Here is a 21245-nt window from a genome sequence, read left to right as displayed (position 1 = left end):
CGATCACCATGGCCGCTGCCCATGTCCTGCTCGCGGAGCTGCTGCGGGCGGCCGACCCGGGCGCCACCGGGGCCTTGTGGCGCCTGGAGGGCGCGGCCCGCCAGCTCGACGCGAACGTCGTCCGGGTGCGTCCTGACACCCGGGGCGAGGTGTACACCGAGACCGACCTCGACGTCCTGCTGGTCGTGGTCCAGGGCCACGGCGTCCTGCGCCGGGCCGGCCGCGACGAGGAACTGGCCCCCGGCGTGCTGGTGTTCGTGCCACGCGGCGAGCGGCGCGCCGTCGCCGCGGGCGCCGACGGACTCGTCTACCTCACGGCGCACCGCAGGCGGCCCGGCATGTCCATCGGCCGGACCGGGACCGCGGTGCGGGCCGAGGGCGGCGAGGCGCCGTGTCTGCTGCCCCGGGTCTGCGCGGAGTGCGGCCGGGTGGCCGAGGGCGCGGACGCCCGGTTCTGCGCGCGGTGTGGAGAGCGCTTGCCCGCGGGCACTTCCGGCCGTCCTTGAAGGAGCGGGTTCACGCCAGACGGCGGGTTCCCCACCCCCGCGGCGGTCTGCCGCAAGGGTTCCGGGGGCCCGCCGCCGTCACTTCTCGCCACTGATTCAACACACAATGTTACCGAAAGGCGGGGGTCGGGGATGAGTTCCCGGCCCGCCCACGGCAGACTCTGGCCCGGCCGGCCGCCTCCTCCCGAGCGGCCGGACCGGGGAGGGGAAGCACCACCGGGGGAGTCCGCGCGTGTGGGGCGCGCGGGCTCCCCGCCCCCGTCACCTGCCCGCCGGACCTTCGCGTGAAGGCCCGGTCAGGAGGCCGGGACCGTGTCCTCGAACGCGGTGCCCGCGGAACGGTAGGCGGCCACCTTCGCCGCCACCTGTGCCGGCGTGAGGACCTGGTCCTTGACGTGCAGCACGTAGTCGACCTGCTGGTCGTACGCGCGCGGGCTGGTGCTCGTCTGACCGGCCAGGTCGATCAGCCACTGGTTGAAGTTGATCGACATCGGCCGCTCCGGCAGGTACGCGGCGTCGTGCGTGCCGAACAACTGCCCGTCCACGTAGTACCGGATGGTGCTGTTGTCGATGGTGAGCACCAGGTCGTGCCAGCCGGCGTAGCTCTGCCGGCCCTCGGTGTGCTGGTTCACCGCCTGCCACGGATCCGGGTTGTAGGTCTCCCAGGACGTCGTGTAAAGGATGTTCGACGGCTCGCCCCAGCCGCCGTTCGGCAGGTACTCGAAGTCGTACTCGGCGTAGTCGTCCGCCATCGGCGCCTTCAGGTCGTTGATGGTGAAGAACGTCTGCACCAGGTGGTCCCCGTCGGGACCGCTCTTGGGCGCGTCACTGAACTTCACGCGCGCCGCGTACGTCCCGTTCTTGAACTTCGTGGCCTTGGTGAGGACCTCGGTCTGCTTCGTGCTCTCGCCCGTGCCCGACGTCGAGGTCTCCAGGTTCATCACGGTGTTGCCGCCCGAGGACGGGAACGTCACCTTGTCGGGCGCCCAGGTCGCGCCCGGCACGCCGGGACCGCCGGAGTTGGAGCGCACGCTCCAGCCGTGCGCCGCTATCCGCGGGTCGTTGTAGGCGCTGTAGCTGAAGTCGTCGAAGAGCGTGGCGCCGGACCCGGGCGGATCGGTCGGGTCCGTCGGGTCCGTGGGATCGGTCGGGTCGTTGCCCGCGGGCGCCGTACCCCAGACGACCGCCCCGTCGAGCTGTGCCGTGACCTTCGTCCAGTTCCCGTACGCCGACTGCGACGCGCCGAAGGAGTAGTCGTCGGCCTGGTTCAGCGACTGCCAGTCGGCGCGGTAGAAGCGCAGCTGCATGTCGCCCGTGTCCGCGCCCGCGGCGAGCGATCCGGCGCCGGAGGTGAAGCCGATCTCCAGGTACCGGTCGGCGGTCGCCGTCGGATGGGCGAGCGTCCCGAACGTGCCGGTGATGTTGCCGCAGCCCTTGACCGCCCACGAGCAGGCGAAGCGGTAACTCGGGTTGCCCGCGTCGGCCTTGAAGTAGTAGCGCACCTTCACCCCGCTCAGCGGGACGCTCGTGCTGCCGGAGTTGCGGACCTTCAGCCACGGCTCGGCCTGGTCGCTGCCGGTGCTGCCGGTGTGGTACTGCACCGTCAGCGCGCCCGCGGCGGCGACGGCGCTCGACGGGAGCGCGACGAGGCCCGCGCAGCCCAGCGCGGCGGCCGCGGCACAGGCGGCCGCTCTGGTGACGGCCTTCCGGCCGGCCGTGGCCCGGCCGGCGGTCTTCCTGGTGACGACACTCTTCCTCATGACGGTTCCTTTCCGGAACGGTGGGGGACGGGGACGGGAACGTGCGGGTCGAGCGGTCCGTGCCGCACGCCGAGCACGGCGAGCCGCGCGACGTGGGTGCCGAGCCGCTCGCGGAAGCCGGGCCACGGCGGGGAACCGTGCCAGGCCCGGTCGGCGAGCGCGCACAGCCGGGGGAAGACCAGCCGGTCGACGTGGCCGGCGTCCGGGGCGAACTCGGTCCACAGCTGCGCCTGGAGGCCGAGGACCGAGCCGGCCGTGTCGGTGTCGTCCGGCGGTTCGTGGTCGTGGACGGCGCGCAGGTCGACCACGACGCCCGGCTGTGCCCGCGGCTCGGTCGGCGCGTAGGACTGCGCGTAGTCCAGGTAGGTCGCCCGGTGCTGGCCGCTGATCACCGCGTGGCCGCGCTTGAGGGCGATGCGGGCGTGCTCCGGGTCGCGCCACGTCATGACGGTGAAGTGCGGTGGCAGCCCCTCGCCGGTCTCCGCCCACGCCGTGGGCACGCGCCCGCGCTCCAGGAGGTGGTCGCCGACGCGGCTCAGGAACCAGCCGCGCAGCGCGGCGGTGTCCGCGAGCCCCTCGGCGGCGGCCCGGGCCCGCGCGTCCGGGCTCGCCGCCCACTCGGTGGTCGGGCACTCGTCGCCGCCGAGGTGTACGTGGCGCGAGGGGAAGACGTCGAGGACCTCGTCGAGGACGGTGCGGCAGAAGTCGAACACCGGCTCGTGGACGCCGAGGACGCTCTCGCACACCCCCCACCGGGTCCACACGTCGAGCCGGCGCCCCGGCACGGTGCCCAGCTCGGGGTGGGCGGCGAGCGCGGCGCGACTGTGCCCCGGCATCTCGATCTCCGGCACGACGGTCACCCCGCGGGCGGCGGCATAGCCGACCAGGCTCGTCAACTCCTGGCGGGTGTACGCCCCTTCGTGCGGGCGGCCGTCGAACTCCCGGCTCCCGGAGGGCCCGACCATGGACTCGGCGCGCCGCCCGCCCACCTCGGTCAGGCGCGGATACGCCGCGACGGGCATCCGCCAGCCCTGGTCGTCGGTCAGGTGCAGATGCAGCACGTTCAGCTTGTGCAGGGCGAGCAGGTCGACGTACCGGCGCAGCAGCGACACCGGCTGGAAGTGCCGCGCCACGTCGAGCATGAAGCCGCGCCACGGGTGCCGCGGCACATCGGTGATCTCCGCGCAGGGCAGTCGCCAGGCGATGCCGCCGCGCGCCGCGCCGGACAGGGCCTCGGGCGGCAGCAGCTGGCGCACCGTCTGCAGGCCGCGCAGCAGCCCGGTGAGGTGGGCGGCGCGCAGCAGCACCGCGTCCGGTGCGACGGTCAGGCCGTACCCTTCCTCGCCCAGGCCGCCCAGTTGCGGGTCGAGCGCGAGCACGAACGCACCGTCGGCGGCGGCCGTCAGCGGCAGTCCGGTGGCGGGCGCGAGGAGCGTGCGGAGCAGGGCGGCGGCCGGTTCGGCGCCGGGGGAGAGCCGGATCTTCGTGTCCGCGCCGAGGGTGAAGTGGCCCGGGCGGTAGGAGAGGTGGGTGGGCAGCGGGAGCAGAGAGGGGCGGTGTGCGGGCACTGCGGACCTCCGGACGAGGTGCTCGGGCGGGGCGGGCTCAGCCCTTGACGGCGCCGGCCGCGAAACCGGACGTGACGTGCCGCTGCAGCACCAGGAAGATCACCAGGGCGGGCAGCGCGAAGAGCGTGGAGGCGGCCATCGTGGCGCCCCAGTCGGTGCCGAACGTGTTGTGGAACGAGGAGAGCCACACCGGCAGCGTCCGGTGGTCCTGCTGCTTGATGATGAGGAAGTTGGCGTACGCGAACTCGTTCCACGCCGTGATGTAGCCGAACAGCGAGGTCGCCATCAGGCCCGGCGCGAGCAGGGGGAATGCGATGTGCCGGAAGGCGCCGGCCCGGGTGCAGCCGTCGACCTGCGCCGACTCCTCCAGCTCCGCCGGGATCGTCGCGATGAAGCCGCGCAGCACCACGATGGTGAACGGCAGCGTCATCATGAAGTACACGAGGGTCAGGGTGGGCAGCCGGTCCAGCATCCCGGTGTCCCGCGAGATGATGTAGACCGGGATGATCAGCGACTCCCACGGCGCCATCTGCGCGACGAACACCATCAGCATGAACTGCCGCCGGCCCCGCCACCGCATCCGCGCCACCGCGAACGAGGCACCGAGGGCCACCACGAGGGCGAGCAGCACCGCGCCCAGCGTCACCAGCACGCTGTTGCGCCAGAACAGGCCGAAGCCGTCGGCGTCCATGGCCCGCCGGAAGTGGTCGAGGGTCCAGCTCTGGGGCAGCAGCCGGGGGCGGTCCGACTGGATGTCGCGGTTCGGCTTGAACGCCGTCGTGACCATCCAGTAGACGGGGAAGAGGCAGACGACGACCGTGACGGTCGCGGCGAGGTGGAGCGGGAGGCGGCGCAGCGTGCGCGCGGTCGTCGTCACAGCTCGCCCTCCTGGCGGAACATCTGGCGGAAGTAGGCGACGAGGACACCGGACATGAGCAGCACGGTGATCATCGACGCGGCGGAGCCGAGGTCGTAGCGCTGCCCGGACAGGGCCGTCTGCACCGCGTACACCGGCAGGATCGTGGTCGCGTCGCCCGGGCCGCCCCGGGTCATCACCCAGATCTGCACGAACGCCTTGAACGTCCAGATCACTTCGAGCGAGAGCACCAGCATGAAGATCGGCCGCACGATGGGCAGCGTGACGGAGCGGAAGATGCGCGGCCAGGACGCGCCGTCGATGCGCGCGGCCTCGTACAGCTCGGCCGGGACCGTGGTCAGCGCCGAGTACAGGGTGATCGCGGCGAACGGGACCGACTGCCACACGACGAGCGTCACCAGGATCGCGAACGCCGCCGGGCCGTGCGCCAGCCACGGGTACCCCTCGAACGAGGAGAACCCGAGGCCGGTCAGCGTGTGGTTGACGATGCCGAACTCCGAGTGGAACAGCCACTGGAACACGGTGGTCGCCGCGACCACCGGCATCGCCCAGGTCAGCACGAGGGCGCTGAGCACCGCCGTCCGCCAGGCCCGCCCGAGCCGCTCCACCATCAGCGCGACCAGCGTCGACAGGCCCATGATCAGGACCACGTCGACAGCCATGAACAGGAAGGTGCGGCGCACGACGGTCCAGAACCGGGGATCGGAGAGCAGCGTCGTGTAGTTGTCGAACCCGGTGAAGTGCGCGTCGCCGAGGATGAGCTGGCGCAGCCCGAAGTCCTGGAAGGAGATCAGGACGGCCCGGCCGAGCGGATAGACGAGCAGGTACAGCATGCCGAGGACGGCGGGGGCCACCAGCAGGTAGGGCCAGGCGCCGGAGGCGGTGGCGCGGCGGACCGGGCCCCGGGGGCGCCGGGGCGGTCGGGTGAGGGGGCGGGGCGTGGTCCGCTCGCGGACGACCGTCACGGCGCACACTCCTTTCGTCCGTATCGGATGCGTCGGTCGTGGCCGGGCTCGCCCGGCCGGGTGGCTCAGGAGCCGGAGTTCATCGCCGACGTGATCGCCTCGGACGCCTTCTTGGCCTCCCGCGCCGGATTCCCGCCCGCGAGGACGGCCGTCAGGTAGTCCTTGATCGGGTTCTTGGCCTCGACGGCGGCCCAGCCCGGCGTGTTCGGCGTGGCGTGGCCCACCGCCGCGCCGACGGCCATCGCGGAGGCGCCCGGGTCCTGGGCCACCGCGCCGGCCAGCGTCGTCTTGTTCGGTACGTAGCTCATCGCGACGGCGAGCTTCTTCTGCCAGGCGTCACCGGTCAGCTCCTTGACGAAGGTGTACGCGGCGTCGTGGTGGCCCGAGACCGCCGGGATCACCAGGTCGGACCCGCCGGTGAAGACGGCGCCCGGGGTGCCGGCGCTCTTGCCGGGGATCGGGAAGAAGCCCAGCTTGTCCTTGAGCTCCGGATTGCTCTGCGCGACCACACTGGCGCCGCCCGGCACGCTGATGACCTGCGCGACCTGTCCCTTGGCCATCACCTCGGCCTGCGGCGGCTGCGCCTCGTCGGAGTCCTTGGGGCCCTTGCCGAGCGCCTGGAGCTTCTCGTAGAACGCCATCGCGCGCAGGGCCTCCGGCGTGTCCAGCGCCCCCTTCCACGTCTTCCCGGACTGCGTGGCAAGGTCCCCGCCCTCGTCCCAGACGAAGCCGGCGTACGTGTACCAGTTCTGGCCGGGCAGGTAGATGCCCTGCTGCGCGCCCTTGTTCAGCTTCTTCGTCGCGGCGATCCACTGGTCGCGGGTCTTGATGGCGGCCGCGTCGATCCCCGCCTTCGCGAAGAGGTCCTTGCGGTAGACGACGACCCGGTTGGCCGCGTAGTACGGGATGCCGTACTGCTTGCCCTCGAAGGCGCCGGGCTCGGCCAGGCCTCCCAGCCAGTCCTCGCCGCCGAGCGCGGCGACCTTGTCGCTCAGGTCCAGCAGGCCGCCGCTCTGCGCGAACTGGGCGACCTGGGTGTTGCCGGTCTCGATCACGTCCGGCGCGTCGTTGCTGGCAAGCGCCGCCGTGACCTTCTCGCCGATGCCGTCCCACTCCTGGATCTGCACCCGCACGTCGATGTCCGGATGCGCGGCCTCGAACCCCTTCTCGAACTGCTTCTGGAACGCGGCGGAGACGCTGTCACGCATCAGCCACACGTCGATCCCGGTCCGCCCGCCGTCCCCGGCCTCCCCGTCGGAGGAGCCGGACGAACTACAGGCGCTGAGCCCGGCGACCGCGACGAGCGCGGACAGACCGGCGAGCATACGGAGCTTCACGGTTCACCTCTGGGAGCCGGACCTGACCAGTTGACCAACTGGTCAGGTGACCTCTGGTGGTGGAGAAAGCTGGCATAGACCTCTGACCCCGTCAACCCCCCTGGTGAACAAGGGGAGTTGTCGATCAAGGCGGAATCGTGGTCAACTGGTCAGGCAACTGGTCGTACGGCACGAGGGGGCGGACGTGAACGCCGACGGGACCACCGAGAACCCGGACGCGCAGGGAGCGGTGCTCAAGCGCGAGCGAGTCCGCGACCACATCCTGGAGCTCATCGAGTCGCAGCGCCCCGGCGACGCGATCCCCTCCGAGCGCACGCTCTGCGCCCGCTTCGGCGTCTCGCGGCCCACCCTGCGAGCGGCGGTCGACGAACTCGTCGCCGCGGGCCTTCTCGTGCGCGAACACGGCCGCGGCATGTTCGTCGCCCCGGAGAAGATCACCCAGGAACTCGTCGCGCAGGAACAGGCGCTGACGGTGCCGCAGGCCGCCGGGGCCTGGACGAGCCGACTCCTTGAGTTCACCACCATCCAGGCCGGCGCCCGCGTCGGCCGCAAGCTGCGGCTCTCGCCCGCCGCGAAGATCGTGTACGTGGCCCGGCTGCGGCTCGTCGACGGGGCGCCGATGGCCATCGAGCATCTGCACATCCGCGCCGACCTGGTGCCGGGGCTGAGCGCCCAGGAGCTGGAGAGCGGCGATCTGTACGCGCATTTGCGCGCCCACCACGACGTACACGTCCGCGAAGCCGTCCAGGCGATCGAACCGACCGTCGTCACCCGCGCCGAGGCCGACCTCCTCGACGTCCCCGAGCTGTCCCCGGCCCTGCTCTTCGAGCGGCTCACCTCGGACACGTCCGGGCGGCCCGTGGAGTACGTCCACTCGCTCTACCGCGGCGACCGCTACCGGCTCGTCTCCCGCCTCACCCTCGGCCCCGCCGCGGCCGGCCCCGGACCCGACGCGGGCCACCACCCGGGCATCCCGCCGGGTGACTTCGCCCACCGGGACACGGTCGCCTCCTCCACCCGCGGCGACGTCCAGCAGGCGCCCTGACGGCCGGGGCCTGACACGCACCGGGCGCCGCCTGCGGGGCGCGGGCCCGGGACCTCGTTACGGTTCGGCCATGGCCGACTACCGCATCGAAACCGTCCGCAACGGCGACCGCGACTGGACCGCCCGCAACGAACGGGGCGCCGAGGTCCGGATCGCCCCCGCCGACGCGGCGACCGACACCCCCTCGTTCACCCCCGTCGAACTCCTCCTCGCCGCGCTCGGCGGCTGCGGCGGGCTCGTCGTCGACCGCACCGCCCGCACCGCCGGCCACGACGACCTGCGGATCGTCGTCGAGTCCGTCTCCCGGCCCGAGGACGACGGCCGCATCGGCACCGTCCGCGTCTCCTACGACATCACCCTGCCCGAGGGCGACCCCCGCACCGAGGCCATCGAGAACGGCATCCGCCTCACCCACGAGAAGTACTGCACGGTCAGCCGCACCGTCGAGCACGGCGCCCGCGTAGAGGCCTGGGGGCCCGACGGCACCGTGCTCTTCATGGGCGGCTGAGGTCGGCTCAGGGCGGCCGGGAGCGCCCAGGGTGGCCTGAGGGGCGGGCGCCGTGTGGCCGCCCCGCGAGGGCCGTGCTCAGCGCTCCCCGCCCGCCGTCGTACGGAACCGCGCCCGGTACTCCGTCGGCGCCACCCCGAGCGCCTGCTGGAAGGCGCGGCGCATGGACTCCGACGAACCGAACCCGGCCGATCCGGCGACCGACTCGACCGGCTCCGCGCCTGCTTCGAGCAGGGCCCTGGCCGCCTCCAGCCGTACCGACTCCACGTACTGACCCGGCGTCATCCCGGTCTCGGCGCGGAAGAGCCGGGTCAGGTGCCGGGCGCTCACCCCGGCCGCCCGCGCCACGGCCGCCAGATCGCCGGCGGCGGCCGGATCGGCCCCGACCGCGTCCATCGCGGCGCGCACGGCGGGGTGCCGCGCCGCCACCGGCCCCAGACGCGCGCTGAACTGGGACTGGCCGCCCGGCCGGGCCATGAAGACCACCAGGTCACGCGCCACCTCCCGGGCCACGCCCGCGCCGTGGTCCTCCTCGACCAGCGCGAGCGCCAGGTCGATGCCCGCGCTCACCCCCGCCGAGGTGATCACCCGGCCGTCGCGGACGAAGACCGGATCGTCCTCGACCGTGACCGCCGGGTAGGCCGCGGCGAGCTCCGGCGCGAGCCGCCAGTGCGTCGCCGCGCGGCGCCCGTCGAGCACCCCGGCCTCCGCCAGCAGGAACGCGCCCGCGCAGACGGACGCCACCCGCCCGGCCCGGCCGGCGAGGCGGGAGGTGAAGGCGATCAGTTCCGCGTCGTGCACGGCCCGCCGCCAGTCGGAGCGCCCGGGCACCAGCACGGTGCCGAGCCGCCCCGGCACCGCGCCGGGGCCGCCGTCGACGCCGACCCGCACCCCCGACGAGGTCCGTACGTCGGCGCCGTCCGGCGAGACGATCCGTACGTCGTAGGCGCCGCCGTGCAGGCCGGCGGTGGTCAGCACCTCGGCCGGGCCGGTCACGTCGAGCAGCTGGACCCCGTCGAAGGCGACGATCGCGACGGCCTGGGGAGCGGGTCCGCTCACTGCTCCCACGCCGAGTCGAGGATCGTCCGCACGAAGTCACCGCGCTCGAAACCCGGCACGTAGTGGGCGAGGACGTCGGCCTTGACGTTCCCGAACGTGGTCTCCGGCTTGGGGGCCACCCCGTCGGTGAACGCCCGCAGGATGCGGCGCTTGAAGTCGGGGCGCGGATGCAGGGAGACGATGTCGGCCCGGTCGGCGGGGGTCACGTCGTCATAGCCGATGCCCAGCACGTCGTACTCGACGCCCGCCGTCACCAGCGCCACCTCGGGCTCCATGAACTCCGGCACGCCCGGCGTCGTGTGCAGGGCGATCGCCGTCCACACCCGGCGGACGCTGTCCTCGGGGACGCCCCGGGCCGCGAGGAAGCGGCGGGCCTCGTCGGCGCTGTCCACCTCGAAGCGCCGGCCGCTGTCGTGGAACCGCTCGGAGAGCCCCAGATCGTGGAAGAGGGCTCCCACGTAGAGGAGTTCGGGATCGTAGGACAGGTCGCGGTTGCGGCCCTGCAACGCCCCGAAGAAGAAGACGCGCCGCGAGTGGTGGTAGATCAGCTCGCTCGTCGTGTCGCGCACCAGCTGGTCCGCCTCGCGCGCCAGCCTCGTGTCGGGCACCCGCACGCCCGCGATCGTCACCGTGTCGCTGTTCACCGCACTCACCTGGGCCTTTCGCCGAGAAGTGCCGCCGGATCGTCCGGCGACACTCCTCAGCTTCCGCCCGTCCGCCGACGGGCGCCATGGCTGTGGGGCCAGGTGTCCCACAGATACGGCCACGGCCGTGTTACGGCAGGCTGTGCACCTTCGGCCCGACCGCGTTCGACCAGGCGTTGCCGGCCGTCGCGTCCCAGTTCGTCGACCAGGTCATCGCGCCGCGCAGCCCCGGGTAGGTCTTCGCGGGCTTGAAGGAGCCGCAGCCCGTGCCACGCGTCAGGCAGTCCAGCGCGTTGTTGACGACCGACGGGGCCACATAGCCGCTGCCGGCGCCGCGCGTCGAGGCGGGCACGCCGAGGCCGACCTGCGACGGGTCGAGGCCGCCCTCCAGCTGGATGCAGGCGAGCGCGGTGAGGAAGTCCACCGAGCCCTGGCTGTAGACCTTGCCGTCGCAGCCCAGCATCGAACCGCTGTTGTAGTACTGCATGTTGACGACGGTGAGGATGTCCTTCACGTTGAGCGCGGTCTTGAAGTACTCGCCCGACGTGGACTGCATGTCGATGGTCTGGGGCGCCATCGTGAGCACCAGCTTCGACCCGGCCTTCGCCGCCAGCTGGCGCAGCGCCTTGGTCATGTAGGTGGAGTTGAGGCCGTTCTCCAGGTCGATGTCGACGCCGTCGAAGCCGTACTGCTGCATCAGCGCGTACGCGCTGTTGGCGAAGGCGGTCGCCGAGGCGTCGCTGTTGACGGAGATGCTGCCCTTCTCGCCGCCGACGGAGAGGATCACGGACTTGCCGGCCGCGTGCTTGGCGGCGATGTCCGCCTTGAAGTCGGCCGTGGAGGCGTAGCCGACGGCCGGGTCGAGGTTGAAGGTGATCTGCCCCTGCGTGGTCGTGGCGTCGGCGAAGGACACCGCGATGATGTCGTACTGCGACGGGACGTCCCGCAGCTTCTGCACGGTGGCGCCGTTGTCGAAGTTCTGCCAGTAACCGGTCAGCGCGTGCTTGGGCACGCTGCCCCCGCCCGGATCGCCCCCGGTGGCGGACGTCTTCGCGGTCACCGCCGCGGACCTGGCCGACTCACCGGCCGCGTTCACCGCGCTGACCTGGAAGCTGTACGAGGTGGCGGCCGCGAGGCCCGTGACGGTCGCCGAGGCCCCGGTGACCGACGCGACCTTCGTGCCGTCCCGGTAGACGTTGTAGCCGGTGGCGGTGGAGACCGGCGTCCAGGACAGGTCGACCGAGGACGCCGTGGCACCGGCCGAGGCCAGGCCCGCGGGCACGGCCGGGATCACCACCGGGTCGCTGCCGCCGCCCCCGTCGGGGCCGAGGACGCTCACGTCGTCGGCGTAGTACGGGCTCTGGCCGTACCAGCCGTGCGTGTAGACCGTCACCGACGTCGTGTTCGCACCGGTCTTGAAGGAGGTGGTGAGCTGCTGCCAGGACGAGCTGCCCGGCGTCCAGGTCGACACGTCGGTGGTGCCGGTGCCGCTCGCGCCGAGGTAGGCGTAGCCGCCCTGCACCCAGCTGCTCAGTGTGTACGTGGAGTTGGGCTTGACCGCCACGGTCTGGCTGCACTTGGCGTTGTCCTGGCCCGCCGGAGTGCCCCGCAGCGCCTTGGCGCCGCCGTGGGCCGGCGAGGAGACCGCCGCGCCGCTGCCCGCGGTACAGGTCCAGTTGGCCAGGTCCGCCTCGAAGCCGGCGTTCTTGGCGACGTTGACGTCCGCGGCCTGGGCGGGCGCGGCGAGTGCGGTGACGCCGAGCGCGGCGACCGATATGACGGCGAGCGCGCCGCCGAGCCGGCGCCGGGCGCCGGGTCTGCCATGACGTGCACGGTCCACGGTGGTCCTCCGGGGGAGAGGTGAAGGGCTGAGGTGAAACGGTGGCCACCGCTGTGCGCTTAAGCTGGTCCAGACCATTCGAGTTGTCAAGACCTCTGGCATGCGCCGGTCTTCGGGCCCCGCGTGCTCCGGGAGGCGGGGACGCACACGAACGGCGCCGAACCGGGGGTTCGGCGCCGCTTGCCGCCCGCTCGGGGGCGTGGCTCTCAGACCAGGCCGCGCACGTACGCCGCCTGTCCCACGTGCTGGAGGTCGTCGGCCAGCACGCTGACGAGGCGCGCGCCGAGGGTCACCGGCGGGTCCCAGTCCTCGTCGACGATCCGGTCGAGCGCGGCGTCCCGCAGGCCGCCGAGGAAGCGCAGGGTCTGCTCGTGCACCGCGTCGTAGTAGCCGACGAGGAGTTCACCGGACGCGACCTTCACCTCGCCGACCTGTTTGGACGTGTGGCCGTACCCGGTGTCGGTCTTCGGCAGCGGGAGCGCGAAGCGTTCGGCCCAGCCCCCGGTGAGCCAGATCTGCTCGGTGCCCGCCGCGTCGGCGAGGTGGTCGTCCTGGACGCGCGTGAGGTGCCAGATCAGCCAGGCGACGGAATTCCCGGCGCCGCCCGGCCGGGTGTGGAGGGCGTCGGGGGAAAGGCCCTCGACCGCCGCGTGCACTTCTTCTTGAATGCGGCCGTAGCCGTCGATGAGTACGTCATGGGAGTGCATGAGGTGCAGTTTTGCCGATCACGCGGATTTCGGCCACGGACGCGCCCGAATATGCCAGGAGACTGGCGAGAAAAGCATGGTGACAGTGCGTGCGAAGTGCCGATACTCGACAGGTGAGACAGTTGAATTCTGTCCCAAGGCGGCGGCGGGCGGCGCGATTTCCTTGATCGCCTTCTCCCGCCGGAGTCGGACGTTGATCAATGGCGGACCTGTCGGTGATCAATGGCATCAGACAATGGGGGAGAGCGTGCACGACGAATTCCTGTGCCATGTCACCGCGTACGGAATCTGCGGCGGACGGCGCGTCGGAGTTCCCCTCGGCACCTATCGCGCGCCCACCCTGCCGCTCGCCCTGTGGTGGTTACGCGACCGGGCCGGGTGGATCGCCGAGCGCCTCGACCCCCGCCCCGGTCTGCCGCACGTTCCCGAAGGCGCCCTGATGCCGGTGAGCGACGACACCCCGGACGTGCCGGACCTGCTCCGCGCCTGGTGCGCGGACGCGGGCCAGCAGGAGCGCGTCGCCGAGGCGCTCGCGGGCGGTCGCCTCGTGCGCGTCGCCACCCGCGACGACACCACCGAGTACGAACTGCTCGCCGAGTCCGTGGACGCTCTGCGCATGGCCCGCACGGCGGCCCGCAGGCGGGCCCACGCCTCCGTCTGAACCGCCGGCCCGCCCGGACCCTCAGAAACCGTCGATCGTGTGCGGCCGCAGCTCGGTCCGGAGCGCGGCGTCGAGCATCGCCGCGGCGTCCGGCCTGTGCTCGGCGACAAGGCCCGCCCGCACCAGCGCCGCCACGGACGTCGCCCCCATGTAGACCGTCGCCAGATCCCGCGCCTCGAACGACAGGTGCGGCTCGTCCGCGGTCGGCGCGTACGAGAACCCGTCCGGCGACGCGATCAGCCGGAACCGGCCCGCGTTCGCCGGCACCCGCTCGTCACGGACCGCGAGCACCACGTCCACCGGCGCCGCCCAGGTACGGGCCGCCAGCGCCGCCCGGGCGTCGACCAGCCGCACCCACAGCGCCGGGAACGACTCCGTCACCCGCACCTGGTCCCGGTCGGCCGCGAGCAGCAGCAGCGGGTCGTCCACCGGCCGCCCCCAGGCCCGCACCGTGCCGGTCAGGTCGATCGCGGTCAGATAGCTCCACAGCGCCGCCGCCTGCGCGGGACCGTCCGCCTCCAGCTCGTCGACCCGCACCAGACCCGGCGTCCGGGCCTCCTCGTCCCCGGACTTGGTCCGGTAGATCGCGTATCCGGCGAGAGGGTCGCCCAGCGCGACGATCCGCGGCGGCGACAGCGCCTCGTCGTCCTCGTCCTTCTCGACCAGCCACTCCTCGCGCCACCACCCCTCCGTCCGCGCCTGGCGGCCGGGACGGTGCGCCCTCGTCCGTTCGAAGTACGGGCCGAGCAGGGCCGGTGCGCGGTCCGGATCGACCAGACGCAGGCCGCGGGGGTCGGGCGCGAGGCGCAGCGCCAGCGGACGCCGCGCGTCGATCTCCACCGTCGCGCCGTAGCTGCCCGGGCCGAAGCCGAACCGGCCGTAGATCGACGCCTCGGAGGCCCACAGCGCGACGAGCGGCGCGCCCTGCCCCGCGCACCGGGCGAACAATTCGGCCATCATCCCGGAAAGCACCCCGCGCCGCCGGTGCGTCGGCGCGACGGAGACGAAACTCAGGCCGGGGCAGGGGAGTTCACCGCCGCCGGGCGCGGACACGGTGAACGGGTACGCGGCCGCGAACCCGACCAGCTCCTGACCGTCGTAGGCGCCGATGCGCAGCAAACCGGCCAGCGACTCGCGGTGGTGCCGGCGCCGCTCGTCCTCGGGCGACTCGTGGAAGACGAGGTAGGCGAGCGCGAGGGCGCGCTCGATGTCGGACTCGGGCAGCTCACGGATCTGTACGGATCGGACATTCATGATCACAAACCCTAGCCGGGAGCCGCCCGGGACGCCCGCGGGATGCGGCCGACGACGCCGCCACGGGCGACGCCGCCGGCCTGAGGCGGCGCTCGCCCGGGCGGGCGCCGCCCCCGCGGCGGGACGGGAGGGGTCACCCCGCCGCCGGTACGGCGTTCGACGGGTACGTCAGCCGGCGCCGCCCTGTCCTCCGGCCGCGAAGCCCCGCCCGGATGCGCCCACGGCCCGCGGTCCGCTCCCGCCGGGCGGGAGACCCTCCACGGCGAACTCCTGCCCGCGGTGCACGCCGAACTCCCGCAGCCGGGTGCGCAGCCGGCCCATCCCGCGCCGCGCATGGCTCTTTACCGTGCCCAGCGGCCACCCCGTACGGTCCGCGATCTGCGGCTGGGTCAGGTCCTCGTAGAACGCGAGCCACAGCACCGTGCGCTGCGGCACCGGCAGCCGCGCCAGCTCCTTGGTCACCAGCACCCGGTCGAGCACCGCGTCCATCTCCTCCGGCACCACGGTGCACCGCGCGGCAAGCCCGTCGAGCAGGGCCGTCCTGCGCGTGCGCCGGGCCAGCGCGTCCGCGATGTGGTGCCGGGTGATCCCCGTCAACCAGGCCGCCTCCGAGCCGAGTTCGGGGCGGTAGCCCGCCCGGCCCCGCCACGCGGCGAGGAACACCTGCTGCGTGAGGTCCTCCGCGTCCCGGCCGTCCCCCAGGGCCCGCCGGGCGAGCCGGCGGACCAGCGGCGCCCACCGCACATAGAGGTCGGCCAGGTGCGCCGCGTCCGTCCGGGCCGCCGAACCGGCCGTCCCGTGCGCCACGCGCGTATCCATCCGGACCGCTACGCTCATCGGTGCCTCGTCAACTCCTCGAAGTGGACCCGGACGTGCCGGTCCTCGGTCGGAGACGGACGCGGGGACCGCGCCGCCCTCCACGGACCGGTCATCCTCGAAACCGTCGCGGTCGCACCGCAACTCGCATCGTTTGTGCGTCGTATCGTGGGCCGATGGACGAGGAACGGGACGTGCGCGGCGCGGCGGCGCGGGGACCGGGTGTCACCACCGGCGCCCTCGCCCGGCGCCTGGGAGTCTCCCCGACGACCCTGCGCACCTGGGACCGGCGCTACGGCCTGGGGCCCGCCGAGCGCGCCGCGGGCCACCACCGGCGCTGGTCGGCGCAGGACGTCGCGGTCGTCGAGGAGATGTGCCGGCTCACCGCGTCGGGCCTGCCGCCCGCCGAGGCCGCCCACCTGGCCGGCAAGCGCCAGCACCCCGCCGCCCCCGGCGCGGTGCCGCGCCCGCGCGCCGCCGCGGGCCGGCCCGCCGCGGCCGCGCTGGAGCGCCAGCGCCGGGGCCTGGCCCGGGCCGCGACCCGGCTCGACGCCCCCGTCGTGCGGGAACTGCTGGACGAAGCGGTCGCCCAGCACGGCCCGGTCGTCGCCTGGCAGGACGTGATGGTGCCCGTGCTGCACGCCATCGGCCGCAAGTGGGAGGCGGCCGGCGACCGGTACGTCGAGGTCGAGCACCTGCTCTCCGGCCATGTCTCGCGGGCCCTGCACCGCGGCCCCGTCGCCCCCGTCACCACCGCCGCGCCCCCGGTGGTCCTCGCCTGCGCACCGGCCGAGGACCACTCGCTGCCGCTGGAGGCGCTCAGCGCCGCCCTCGACGAACTCGGCCTCCCGCAGCGGATGTTCGGAGCGGCGGTGCCCGTCGAGGCGGTCACCACCGCCGTGCGCAGGACCGGGCCGCGCGTCGTCGTGCTGTGGGCCCAGGCGCGGTCCACCGCGAGCCTGCCGCTGGCCCGGCACCTCGCCGAGGCCCGCTGGGGCGTACGCGGCGCCCGCGGCGGGCCCGTCATGATGCTCGCCGGACCCGGCTGGGCCGGGCGCTCACTGCGCGGAGCCCTGCGCCCCGCGAGCCTGCCGGAGGCCCTGACCCGCATCCGGCTGCTGTACCCCGAACTCACCGCAGACCCCGCCCCCGCCTGAACCGGTCGAGCCCGTCGGCCAGTTCGACCACCGGGTCCGGATAGTCGTACCCGGCGCGCTCCTTGGCCGGCAGCTTCCACGGCTCGTGCACCGAGGAACCGGAGAGCCCCGCGAGTTCCGGCACCCAGCGCCGCACGTACGCGCCGTCCCGGTCGTACTTCTTGCCCTGTGTCACCGGGTTCAGGACCCGGTTGGGCCGGCTGTCCGTGCCGGTGCCCGCCGTCCACTGCCAGTTCATCTGGTTGTTGGCGACGTCCCCGTCCACGAGGAGGTCCAGGAAGTGCCGGGCGCCGACCCGCCAGTCGACGTACAGCGTCTTGGTGAGGAAGCTCGCCGTCAGCAGGCGGCCCCGGTTGTGCATCCACCCCTCGTGCCGCAGCTGCCGCATCGCGGCGTCGACCACGGGGTAGCCCGTGCGGCCCGCGCGCCACGCCTCGACGTCCTGGCGGGCGGACCGCTCCGGGCGCCAGCGGTCGTGCCGGGTGCGGTAGTCGTCGTGCGCCGCGGCGGGCCGCGCGGCCAGCACCTGGCGGTGGAAGTCCCGCCAGGCCAACTGCCGTACGAACGCCTCGGCGCCGGGCCCGCCCGCCGCGCGCGCCCGGTGCGCGGCCTCCACCGGGCTCACCGTGCCGAAGTGCAGGTCGGGGGAGAGGCGGGAGGTGGCGTCGCCGGCCAGGTCGTCGTGCCGGTCCTCGTACGCGGCGATCCCGGACCGCAGCCAGGCCGTCAGCCGCGCCCGGCCCGCCCGCTCGCCGCCCTCGGCGAGCCCGGGCGACACGCCGGGGACCGAATCGCGCCCGGGCAGCGGCTCGGAGCCGACCCCGTCGGGCACGCAGACGGCACGCGGCGCCCGGCCCACCGTCCGCGGGTGCTGCCGGTCCCACTGCCGGTGGTAGGGCGTGAACACGGCGAAGTGGTCCTTGCCGGCCGGCGTGACCGCGCCGGGCGGCACGCAGGTCACCACGGCGTCGTGCGCGACCACCTCGCAGCCGATGCCGTGCAGCGCCGTGCGCAGCCGGTCCTCGCGGCGCTGGGCGTACGCGCTGACGTCGCCCGCCAGGTGCACCGCGCAGGCGTCCGTCTCGGTGACGACCTTCGCGACCTCCTCCACCACGTCGCCGTAGCGGACGACGAGCCGGCCGCCGCGCTGCCGCAGCCCCGCGTCGAGATCGCGCAGGCAGTCCGCGAGGAACGCCTCCCGGTTCGGCACGAGGAAGCCGGCCGCCTCGATCCCCTTGTCCCGGACGAAGAGCGGCACCACCGCGTCGGAGGCGTCCAGAGCGGCCCGCAGCGGCGGATGATCGTGGACCCGCAGGTCGGCGGTGAACAGGACGACACGCACACGCACGGCAGTACTCCCGGATTCAGATGGGGGGCGACGGGAGACGGCCGGGTGTCCCACACCGTTCCCGTCTGCCCTTCCTGCCCCGGGACGTGCACGGATGCATGCATTCCCGGCCCCCGCCGGCCCTGTGTGCATGGTCTCCCCGGATGGGGGCAAGCGCAGCTCAAGGGAGAACGGACGGTCACCGGGTGCGCACCGTCCGTGCGGTGAAGACGGGTGTGGAGGTGTCGGCGATGCGGACGACGGTGTTGCGACGATTTCCCGCGGGTGGGCCCCGCGGTTCCTGGCCGGCGGAGGAGTACGCCGCGCAGCTGCGAGCGCAGGGGCGGTCCGCGAGGGTGGTGATGGACCTGGATTCGGACGCGTTCCTGGTGGTCGCCGGGGAAGGTGACGTCCCCGGCTGACCCGGGCGCCGGCCCGCGCCCGGGCAGCGCGGCGAGCCGGCCGACCCCGACCGGGCCCCCGTCCTGTGGACGGGGGCCCGGTGCTGTGCGCGCCGCGGGTCCGGCCGCCGGTCAGGAACCGACTTCCGGGAGCCGCTCCCCGCTCTCCAGCCGCGCCGTCACCCGCACGGCCCCCCGCTCGGGCGCCCGCACGGCCAGCACGCGGCCCGAGCGGGCGGCGTCCACCGCGCCGCCGACGGTGATCCGGGTGACCGCCCGGCTGCCCGCCGCCACGAGGTACCAGTGCTTCTCCGGCGACCGCCACCGGGTGGAGGCCACCACGTGCTGCCCGAACCGGCTGCACGCGGCCGTGCTCCTGGCCCGGCCGACGACCCGGGCGGGCGCGGTGACGGACGCGGCCGGGGCGCGCAGCAGCAGCGCCACGTCACCGGGGCCGCGCCAGGTCGAGGCGCGGGCGCACGACCACACCGCGTGCCCGCCCCGCTCCGGCAGCTCCTGCTCGGCGAAGTCCCAGGCGTTCACCGCGCGCACCGCGCCGCCCCGCCACGGCCCCAGAGCACAGGCCGTACGCGCCCACGCCAGCAGGGCCTGACTGCTCGTGGCCTCCCGCGGCTGGCGGGCCGGGGGCGTGCCGTGACCGGGCAGCGGCGTGTACGTGAGGTGCACCGGTGAGAGCCCGCCGAGATCCGCGACCAGGAACGCGTGGTGCTCCACGATCCGCGCGGAGGACCGCAGTTGCAGCACCGGGCGCCGGGCGCAGCCCCCGGCCGGGGCGACGGGCACGGCGTCGGTCAGGCCGTCCCCCGACACGTGCAGCGGCTTCGCCGGGGTGTCGGGCCGCAGCAGGTCGCGCCGGGTCACCTCCGACACCCAGGGCGCCGTCAGGTAACGGGCGGCGCCGTCGGCGCGGGACAGCACCACCGCCGCCGCGGTGGTCACGTCGGCGTCGTCCACCCGGGCCAGGTCGAGCGCGGCGCGGCCGCCGTCGACGGGTTCGGCGTAGCGGGCCAGCCGGTCGCCGTCGGTCAGGAGCACCGTGCCGCGCCCGTCGACGTCCCCGGCGAAGAGCAGTTGCGGTGTGCGCGGCGGCGCGTCCGCCGGGGTCCCGGGAGTGGCCGTCACCGCGACCGTGCCGGCCGGCGCCGCCCACGCGTCCAGGGCCCGCGTCAGCAGCGCCGCGTCGTCCGTCCGGCCGCCCCGCGCGGGCCAGACCGTGAAGTCGACCCGGGAGGTGTCGGCCCACTCGTCGGCCGCCGCGCGCGACAGCCGCCCGGCGTCGAGGCCGGCCGCGCTCGCCCGGGCCGCCGGGCGCTGCCCCGAGGAGCCGCCGTCGGGGGCGCCGAACACCACCGCGGTGACCACGAAGAGCGCGGCCACCGCCCACCCGAGCCGCTTGCGGCGCGCCCGCCGGACCAGGTCCGTGGGCCGCGTCTGCACCGAGCAGGCGTCGAACTCCTGGGAGCGCAGCAGCGCCTCGGCGGCGGCGCCCGCCCCCGCCTCAAGCCCCGCCGCCTCCCGCACGACGGCCTCCGCGGCGGCGACCCCGGCAGCGCCGAGCAGAGCGGCCGCGCGCCCGGCGGAGAAGCCGTCGACCCGGCGCAGCACGAACGCGGCCCTGGCCGGCGCCGACGCCCCGGCCAGCGCCTGCCCGAGGGCGATCTCCTCGGCGCCGCCGGCCCGTGGGAAGACCCGCAGACCCCACACCACGGGCAGCCGCGGCAGCAGCGTCCGCGGTGGCGGCAGCGCCCGGGGCCAGCCGGCCGGGCGGTGCGCCCCGGCCAGCGCGGCTCTCAGCACCCGCACCCGCAGGGCGTCCTCCGCGCCGCCGGGACCGGCCTGCGCCGACCGCGGGCCCGGCACCCGCACCGGCCGCGCGCCGGGCAGGGCCCGCTGCACCGCCGCGTGCGCCATGAGGACCCGGCGGTGCCGGGACAGGGTGGCGGGCAGCGTCAGGTAGGCGAGCCGGACCAGCGCGGTGTACTGCTCGACGAGGGCGGCTTCGGCCCGGTCAGCGGCTATCCGGGTGCGCTGGGCCGGTCGGCCGCGGCGAAGGGTCGGCATGGTCGGTGCTCCCGCGTCGAAGGGCGTTGAGGGCTTCGCTCTGCAAACGACGGGGCCGTGTGACAGTCACACCACGATCCGGTAGGACTGCACCGGGGAAGTCGGGGTATCAGCATGCCTGCGGGGGCCTGACCCAGACGGGCCCGGCGGAGAGAGACGCGGATGATCGAGTATGTGGACGGGACAGTGATCCCCATTGGCTTCGACACTCCTGTCGAGCCGCTGCGGCGGATGACCCACTATTCCGGCGAGGAGGGCTGCATCGCGCAGGCCCGCCACTTCGCGGAGACGTTCCTGGCGCAGCTGACCCAGGAGTGGTGCGTCGCGGTCGACCGCCGCCTCACCGGCGACGTGCTCCTCATCGTCAGCGAACTCGTCACGAACGCGGACCGGCACAGCTCGGGACCGTACGTCCTGGAGCTCGAAGGGACCGCGCGGCAGATCACCGTCGCCGTCTACGACAGCAGCGGCACGGTCCCGCGGCGCTACCCCCGCGACCCCGGGCGGATCGGCGGCCACGGCCTGGAGATCGTCGACATGCTCGCCGACCTCACCTTCGAACGGGTCCCGGTCGGCAAGCGCGTGAAGGCCGTGCTGACCCTGCCCGAGTGAACCCGCCCCGCACGGCGCCTCGAAACCGTGTTCCATGATGGTCATCGGCGGTCACCCGTGACCGCCGGTCATCGGACGGGCTCGGGAGGCACGACATCAACACGGCAGAAACAGCGGGT

At 73.9% G+C, this 21245-nt stretch carries 20 protein-coding genes; 7 read left to right on the top strand and 13 right to left on the bottom strand.

Annotated elements, in window-relative coordinates; all coding sequences use genetic code 11:
* The first annotated feature begins 8 nt into the window (after positions 1-8).
* On the top strand, positions 9-506 hold the full coding sequence (locus ACIBW6_RS29275) for a hypothetical protein (protein WP_399064781.1): 498 nt from the start codon (positions 9-11) through the stop codon (positions 504-506).
* A 296-nt stretch (positions 507-802) separates the two neighbouring features.
* Here ACIBW6_RS29275 and ACIBW6_RS29270 read toward each other — a convergent pair whose 3' ends face one another.
* The 5 genes from ACIBW6_RS29270 to ACIBW6_RS29250 all read right to left on the bottom strand — a co-directional run bounded on the left by ACIBW6_RS29270 (position 803) and on the right by ACIBW6_RS29250 (position 7013).
* Positions 803-2266: a cellulose binding domain-containing protein gene (locus ACIBW6_RS29270; protein ID WP_399064779.1), complete on the bottom strand. Its 1464-nt coding sequence runs from the start codon at positions 2264-2266 to the stop codon at positions 803-805.
* Positions 2263-3834: a beta-N-acetylhexosaminidase gene (locus ACIBW6_RS29265; RefSeq protein WP_399064777.1), complete on the bottom strand. Its 1572-nt coding sequence runs from the start codon at positions 3832-3834 to the stop codon at positions 2263-2265. Before ACIBW6_RS29265 ends, ACIBW6_RS29270 begins: the two co-directional genes overlap by 4 nt.
* 37 nt (positions 3835-3871) lie before the next feature.
* The gene (locus ACIBW6_RS29260) at positions 3872-4711 is read right to left on the bottom strand and encodes a carbohydrate ABC transporter permease (protein ID WP_399064775.1); all 840 of its coding nucleotides are present in this window, start codon (positions 4709-4711) and stop codon (positions 3872-3874) included.
* Positions 4708-5676, bottom strand: coding sequence for a carbohydrate ABC transporter permease (locus tag ACIBW6_RS29255; protein WP_399064773.1), 969 nt, complete (start codon positions 5674-5676; stop codon positions 4708-4710). Before ACIBW6_RS29255 ends, ACIBW6_RS29260 begins: the two co-directional genes overlap by 4 nt.
* Positions 5677-5741: 65 nt before the next feature.
* Entirely contained in the window at positions 5742-7013 is a 1272-nt protein-coding gene (locus tag ACIBW6_RS29250) for an extracellular solute-binding protein (protein WP_399064770.1), read from the bottom strand.
* A gap of 184 nt (positions 7014-7197) precedes the next feature.
* Between ACIBW6_RS29250 and ACIBW6_RS29245 the strand changes: the two genes are divergently transcribed.
* Together ACIBW6_RS29245 and ACIBW6_RS29240 are read left to right on the top strand one after the other, a co-directional pair.
* A complete protein-coding gene (locus tag ACIBW6_RS29245) occupies positions 7198-8058 on the top strand; it encodes a GntR family transcriptional regulator (protein WP_399064768.1) in 861 nt (286 codons plus the stop codon).
* 70 nt (positions 8059-8128) lie between these two features.
* Positions 8129-8566, top strand: a complete 438-nt coding sequence (locus ACIBW6_RS29240) for an OsmC family protein (RefSeq protein WP_399064765.1) — start codon at positions 8129-8131, stop codon at positions 8564-8566.
* A gap of 78 nt (positions 8567-8644) precedes the next feature.
* On the opposite strand, the gene ACIBW6_RS29235 is transcribed toward ACIBW6_RS29240, so the two are convergent.
* The 4 genes from ACIBW6_RS29235 to ACIBW6_RS29220 form a co-directional block, all read right to left on the bottom strand.
* A complete protein-coding gene (locus ACIBW6_RS29235; RefSeq protein WP_399064764.1) occupies positions 8645-9625 on the bottom strand; it encodes a GlxA family transcriptional regulator in 981 nt (326 codons plus the stop codon).
* Positions 9622-10269, bottom strand: coding sequence for an HD domain-containing protein (locus ACIBW6_RS29230; protein ID WP_399064762.1), 648 nt, complete (start codon positions 10267-10269; stop codon positions 9622-9624). Before ACIBW6_RS29230 ends, ACIBW6_RS29235 begins: the two co-directional genes overlap by 4 nt.
* 130 nt (positions 10270-10399) lie before the next feature.
* Positions 10400-12109, bottom strand: a complete 1710-nt coding sequence (locus ACIBW6_RS29225) for a chitinase (protein WP_399064760.1) — start codon at positions 12107-12109, stop codon at positions 10400-10402.
* Positions 12110-12315: 206 nt separating this feature from the next.
* Positions 12316-12816, bottom strand: a complete 501-nt coding sequence (locus ACIBW6_RS29220; RefSeq protein WP_399064758.1) for a DinB family protein — start codon at positions 12814-12816, stop codon at positions 12316-12318.
* Positions 12817-13063: 247 nt separating this feature from the next.
* Here ACIBW6_RS29220 and ACIBW6_RS29215 point away from each other — a divergent pair, with 247 nt between their 5' ends.
* Positions 13064-13477: a hypothetical protein gene (locus tag ACIBW6_RS29215; protein WP_399064756.1), complete on the top strand. Its 414-nt coding sequence runs from the start codon at positions 13064-13066 to the stop codon at positions 13475-13477.
* Between the two features lie 21 nt (positions 13478-13498).
* Here ACIBW6_RS29215 and ACIBW6_RS29210 read toward each other — a convergent pair whose 3' ends face one another.
* Together ACIBW6_RS29210 and ACIBW6_RS29205 are read right to left on the bottom strand one after the other, a co-directional pair.
* On the bottom strand, positions 13499-14731 hold the full coding sequence (locus tag ACIBW6_RS29210) for a GNAT family N-acetyltransferase (RefSeq protein WP_399064755.1): 1233 nt from the start codon (positions 14729-14731) through the stop codon (positions 13499-13501).
* A gap of 168 nt (positions 14732-14899) precedes the next feature.
* Entirely contained in the window at positions 14900-15568 is a 669-nt protein-coding gene (locus tag ACIBW6_RS29205) for an RNA polymerase sigma factor (RefSeq protein ID WP_399064753.1), read from the bottom strand.
* 155 nt (positions 15569-15723) lie between these two features.
* Here ACIBW6_RS29205 and ACIBW6_RS29200 point away from each other — a divergent pair, with 155 nt between their 5' ends.
* A complete protein-coding gene (locus ACIBW6_RS29200) occupies positions 15724-16704 on the top strand; it encodes a MerR family transcriptional regulator (protein WP_399064751.1) in 981 nt (326 codons plus the stop codon).
* Here the strand turns inward: ACIBW6_RS29200 and ACIBW6_RS29195 are convergent.
* The gene (locus tag ACIBW6_RS29195; protein WP_399064749.1) at positions 16679-18052 is read right to left on the bottom strand and encodes a cryptochrome/photolyase family protein; all 1374 of its coding nucleotides are present in this window, start codon (positions 18050-18052) and stop codon (positions 16679-16681) included. The genes ACIBW6_RS29200 and ACIBW6_RS29195 overlap by 26 nt on opposite strands.
* A 185-nt stretch (positions 18053-18237) precedes the next feature.
* Between ACIBW6_RS29195 and ACIBW6_RS29190 the strand changes: the two genes are divergently transcribed.
* Entirely contained in the window at positions 18238-18453 is a 216-nt protein-coding gene (locus tag ACIBW6_RS29190) for a hypothetical protein (RefSeq protein WP_399064907.1), read from the top strand.
* Between the two features lie 111 nt (positions 18454-18564).
* Here ACIBW6_RS29190 and ACIBW6_RS29185 read toward each other — a convergent pair whose 3' ends face one another.
* A complete protein-coding gene (locus tag ACIBW6_RS29185; RefSeq protein ID WP_399064747.1) occupies positions 18565-20514 on the bottom strand; it encodes a hypothetical protein in 1950 nt (649 codons plus the stop codon).
* A gap of 162 nt (positions 20515-20676) precedes the next feature.
* On the opposite strand from ACIBW6_RS29185, the gene ACIBW6_RS29180 reads away from it, so the two are divergent.
* Positions 20677-21126, top strand: coding sequence for an ATP-binding protein (locus ACIBW6_RS29180; RefSeq protein WP_399064745.1), 450 nt, complete (start codon positions 20677-20679; stop codon positions 21124-21126).
* The last annotated feature ends 119 nt before the right edge of the window (positions 21127-21245 follow it).

Source organism: Streptomyces sp. NPDC049813 (assembly GCF_044465085.1).
GTDB lineage: Bacteria > Actinomycetota > Actinomycetes > Streptomycetales > Streptomycetaceae > Streptomyces.
This window is presented reverse-complemented; position numbering and strand designations above follow the sequence as displayed.

Coding starts and splice junctions, on each gene's coding strand:
- ACIBW6_RS29275 (WP_399064781.1), top strand. CDS start 9: ATGGCCGCTGCCCATGTCCTGCTCGCGGAGCTGCTGCGGGCGGCCGAC.
- ACIBW6_RS29270 (WP_399064779.1), bottom strand. CDS start 2,266: ATGAGGAAGAGTGTCGTCACCAGGAAGACCGCCGGCCGGGCCACGGCC.
- ACIBW6_RS29240 (WP_399064765.1), top strand. CDS start 8,129: ATGGCCGACTACCGCATCGAAACCGTCCGCAACGGCGACCGCGACTGG.
- ACIBW6_RS29220 (WP_399064758.1), bottom strand. CDS start 12,816: ATGCACTCCCATGACGTACTCATCGACGGCTACGGCCGCATTCAAGAA.
- ACIBW6_RS29210 (WP_399064755.1), bottom strand. CDS start 14,731: ATGAATGTCCGATCCGTACAGATCCGTGAGCTGCCCGAGTCCGACATC.
- ACIBW6_RS29205 (WP_399064753.1), bottom strand. CDS start 15,568: ATGAGCGTAGCGGTCCGGATGGATACGCGCGTGGCGCACGGGACGGCC.
- ACIBW6_RS29200 (WP_399064751.1), top strand. CDS start 15,724: ATGGACGAGGAACGGGACGTGCGCGGCGCGGCGGCGCGGGGACCGGGT.
- ACIBW6_RS29185 (WP_399064747.1), bottom strand. CDS start 20,514: ATGCCGACCCTTCGCCGCGGCCGACCGGCCCAGCGCACCCGGATAGCC.
- ACIBW6_RS29180 (WP_399064745.1), top strand. CDS start 20,677: ATGATCGAGTATGTGGACGGGACAGTGATCCCCATTGGCTTCGACACT.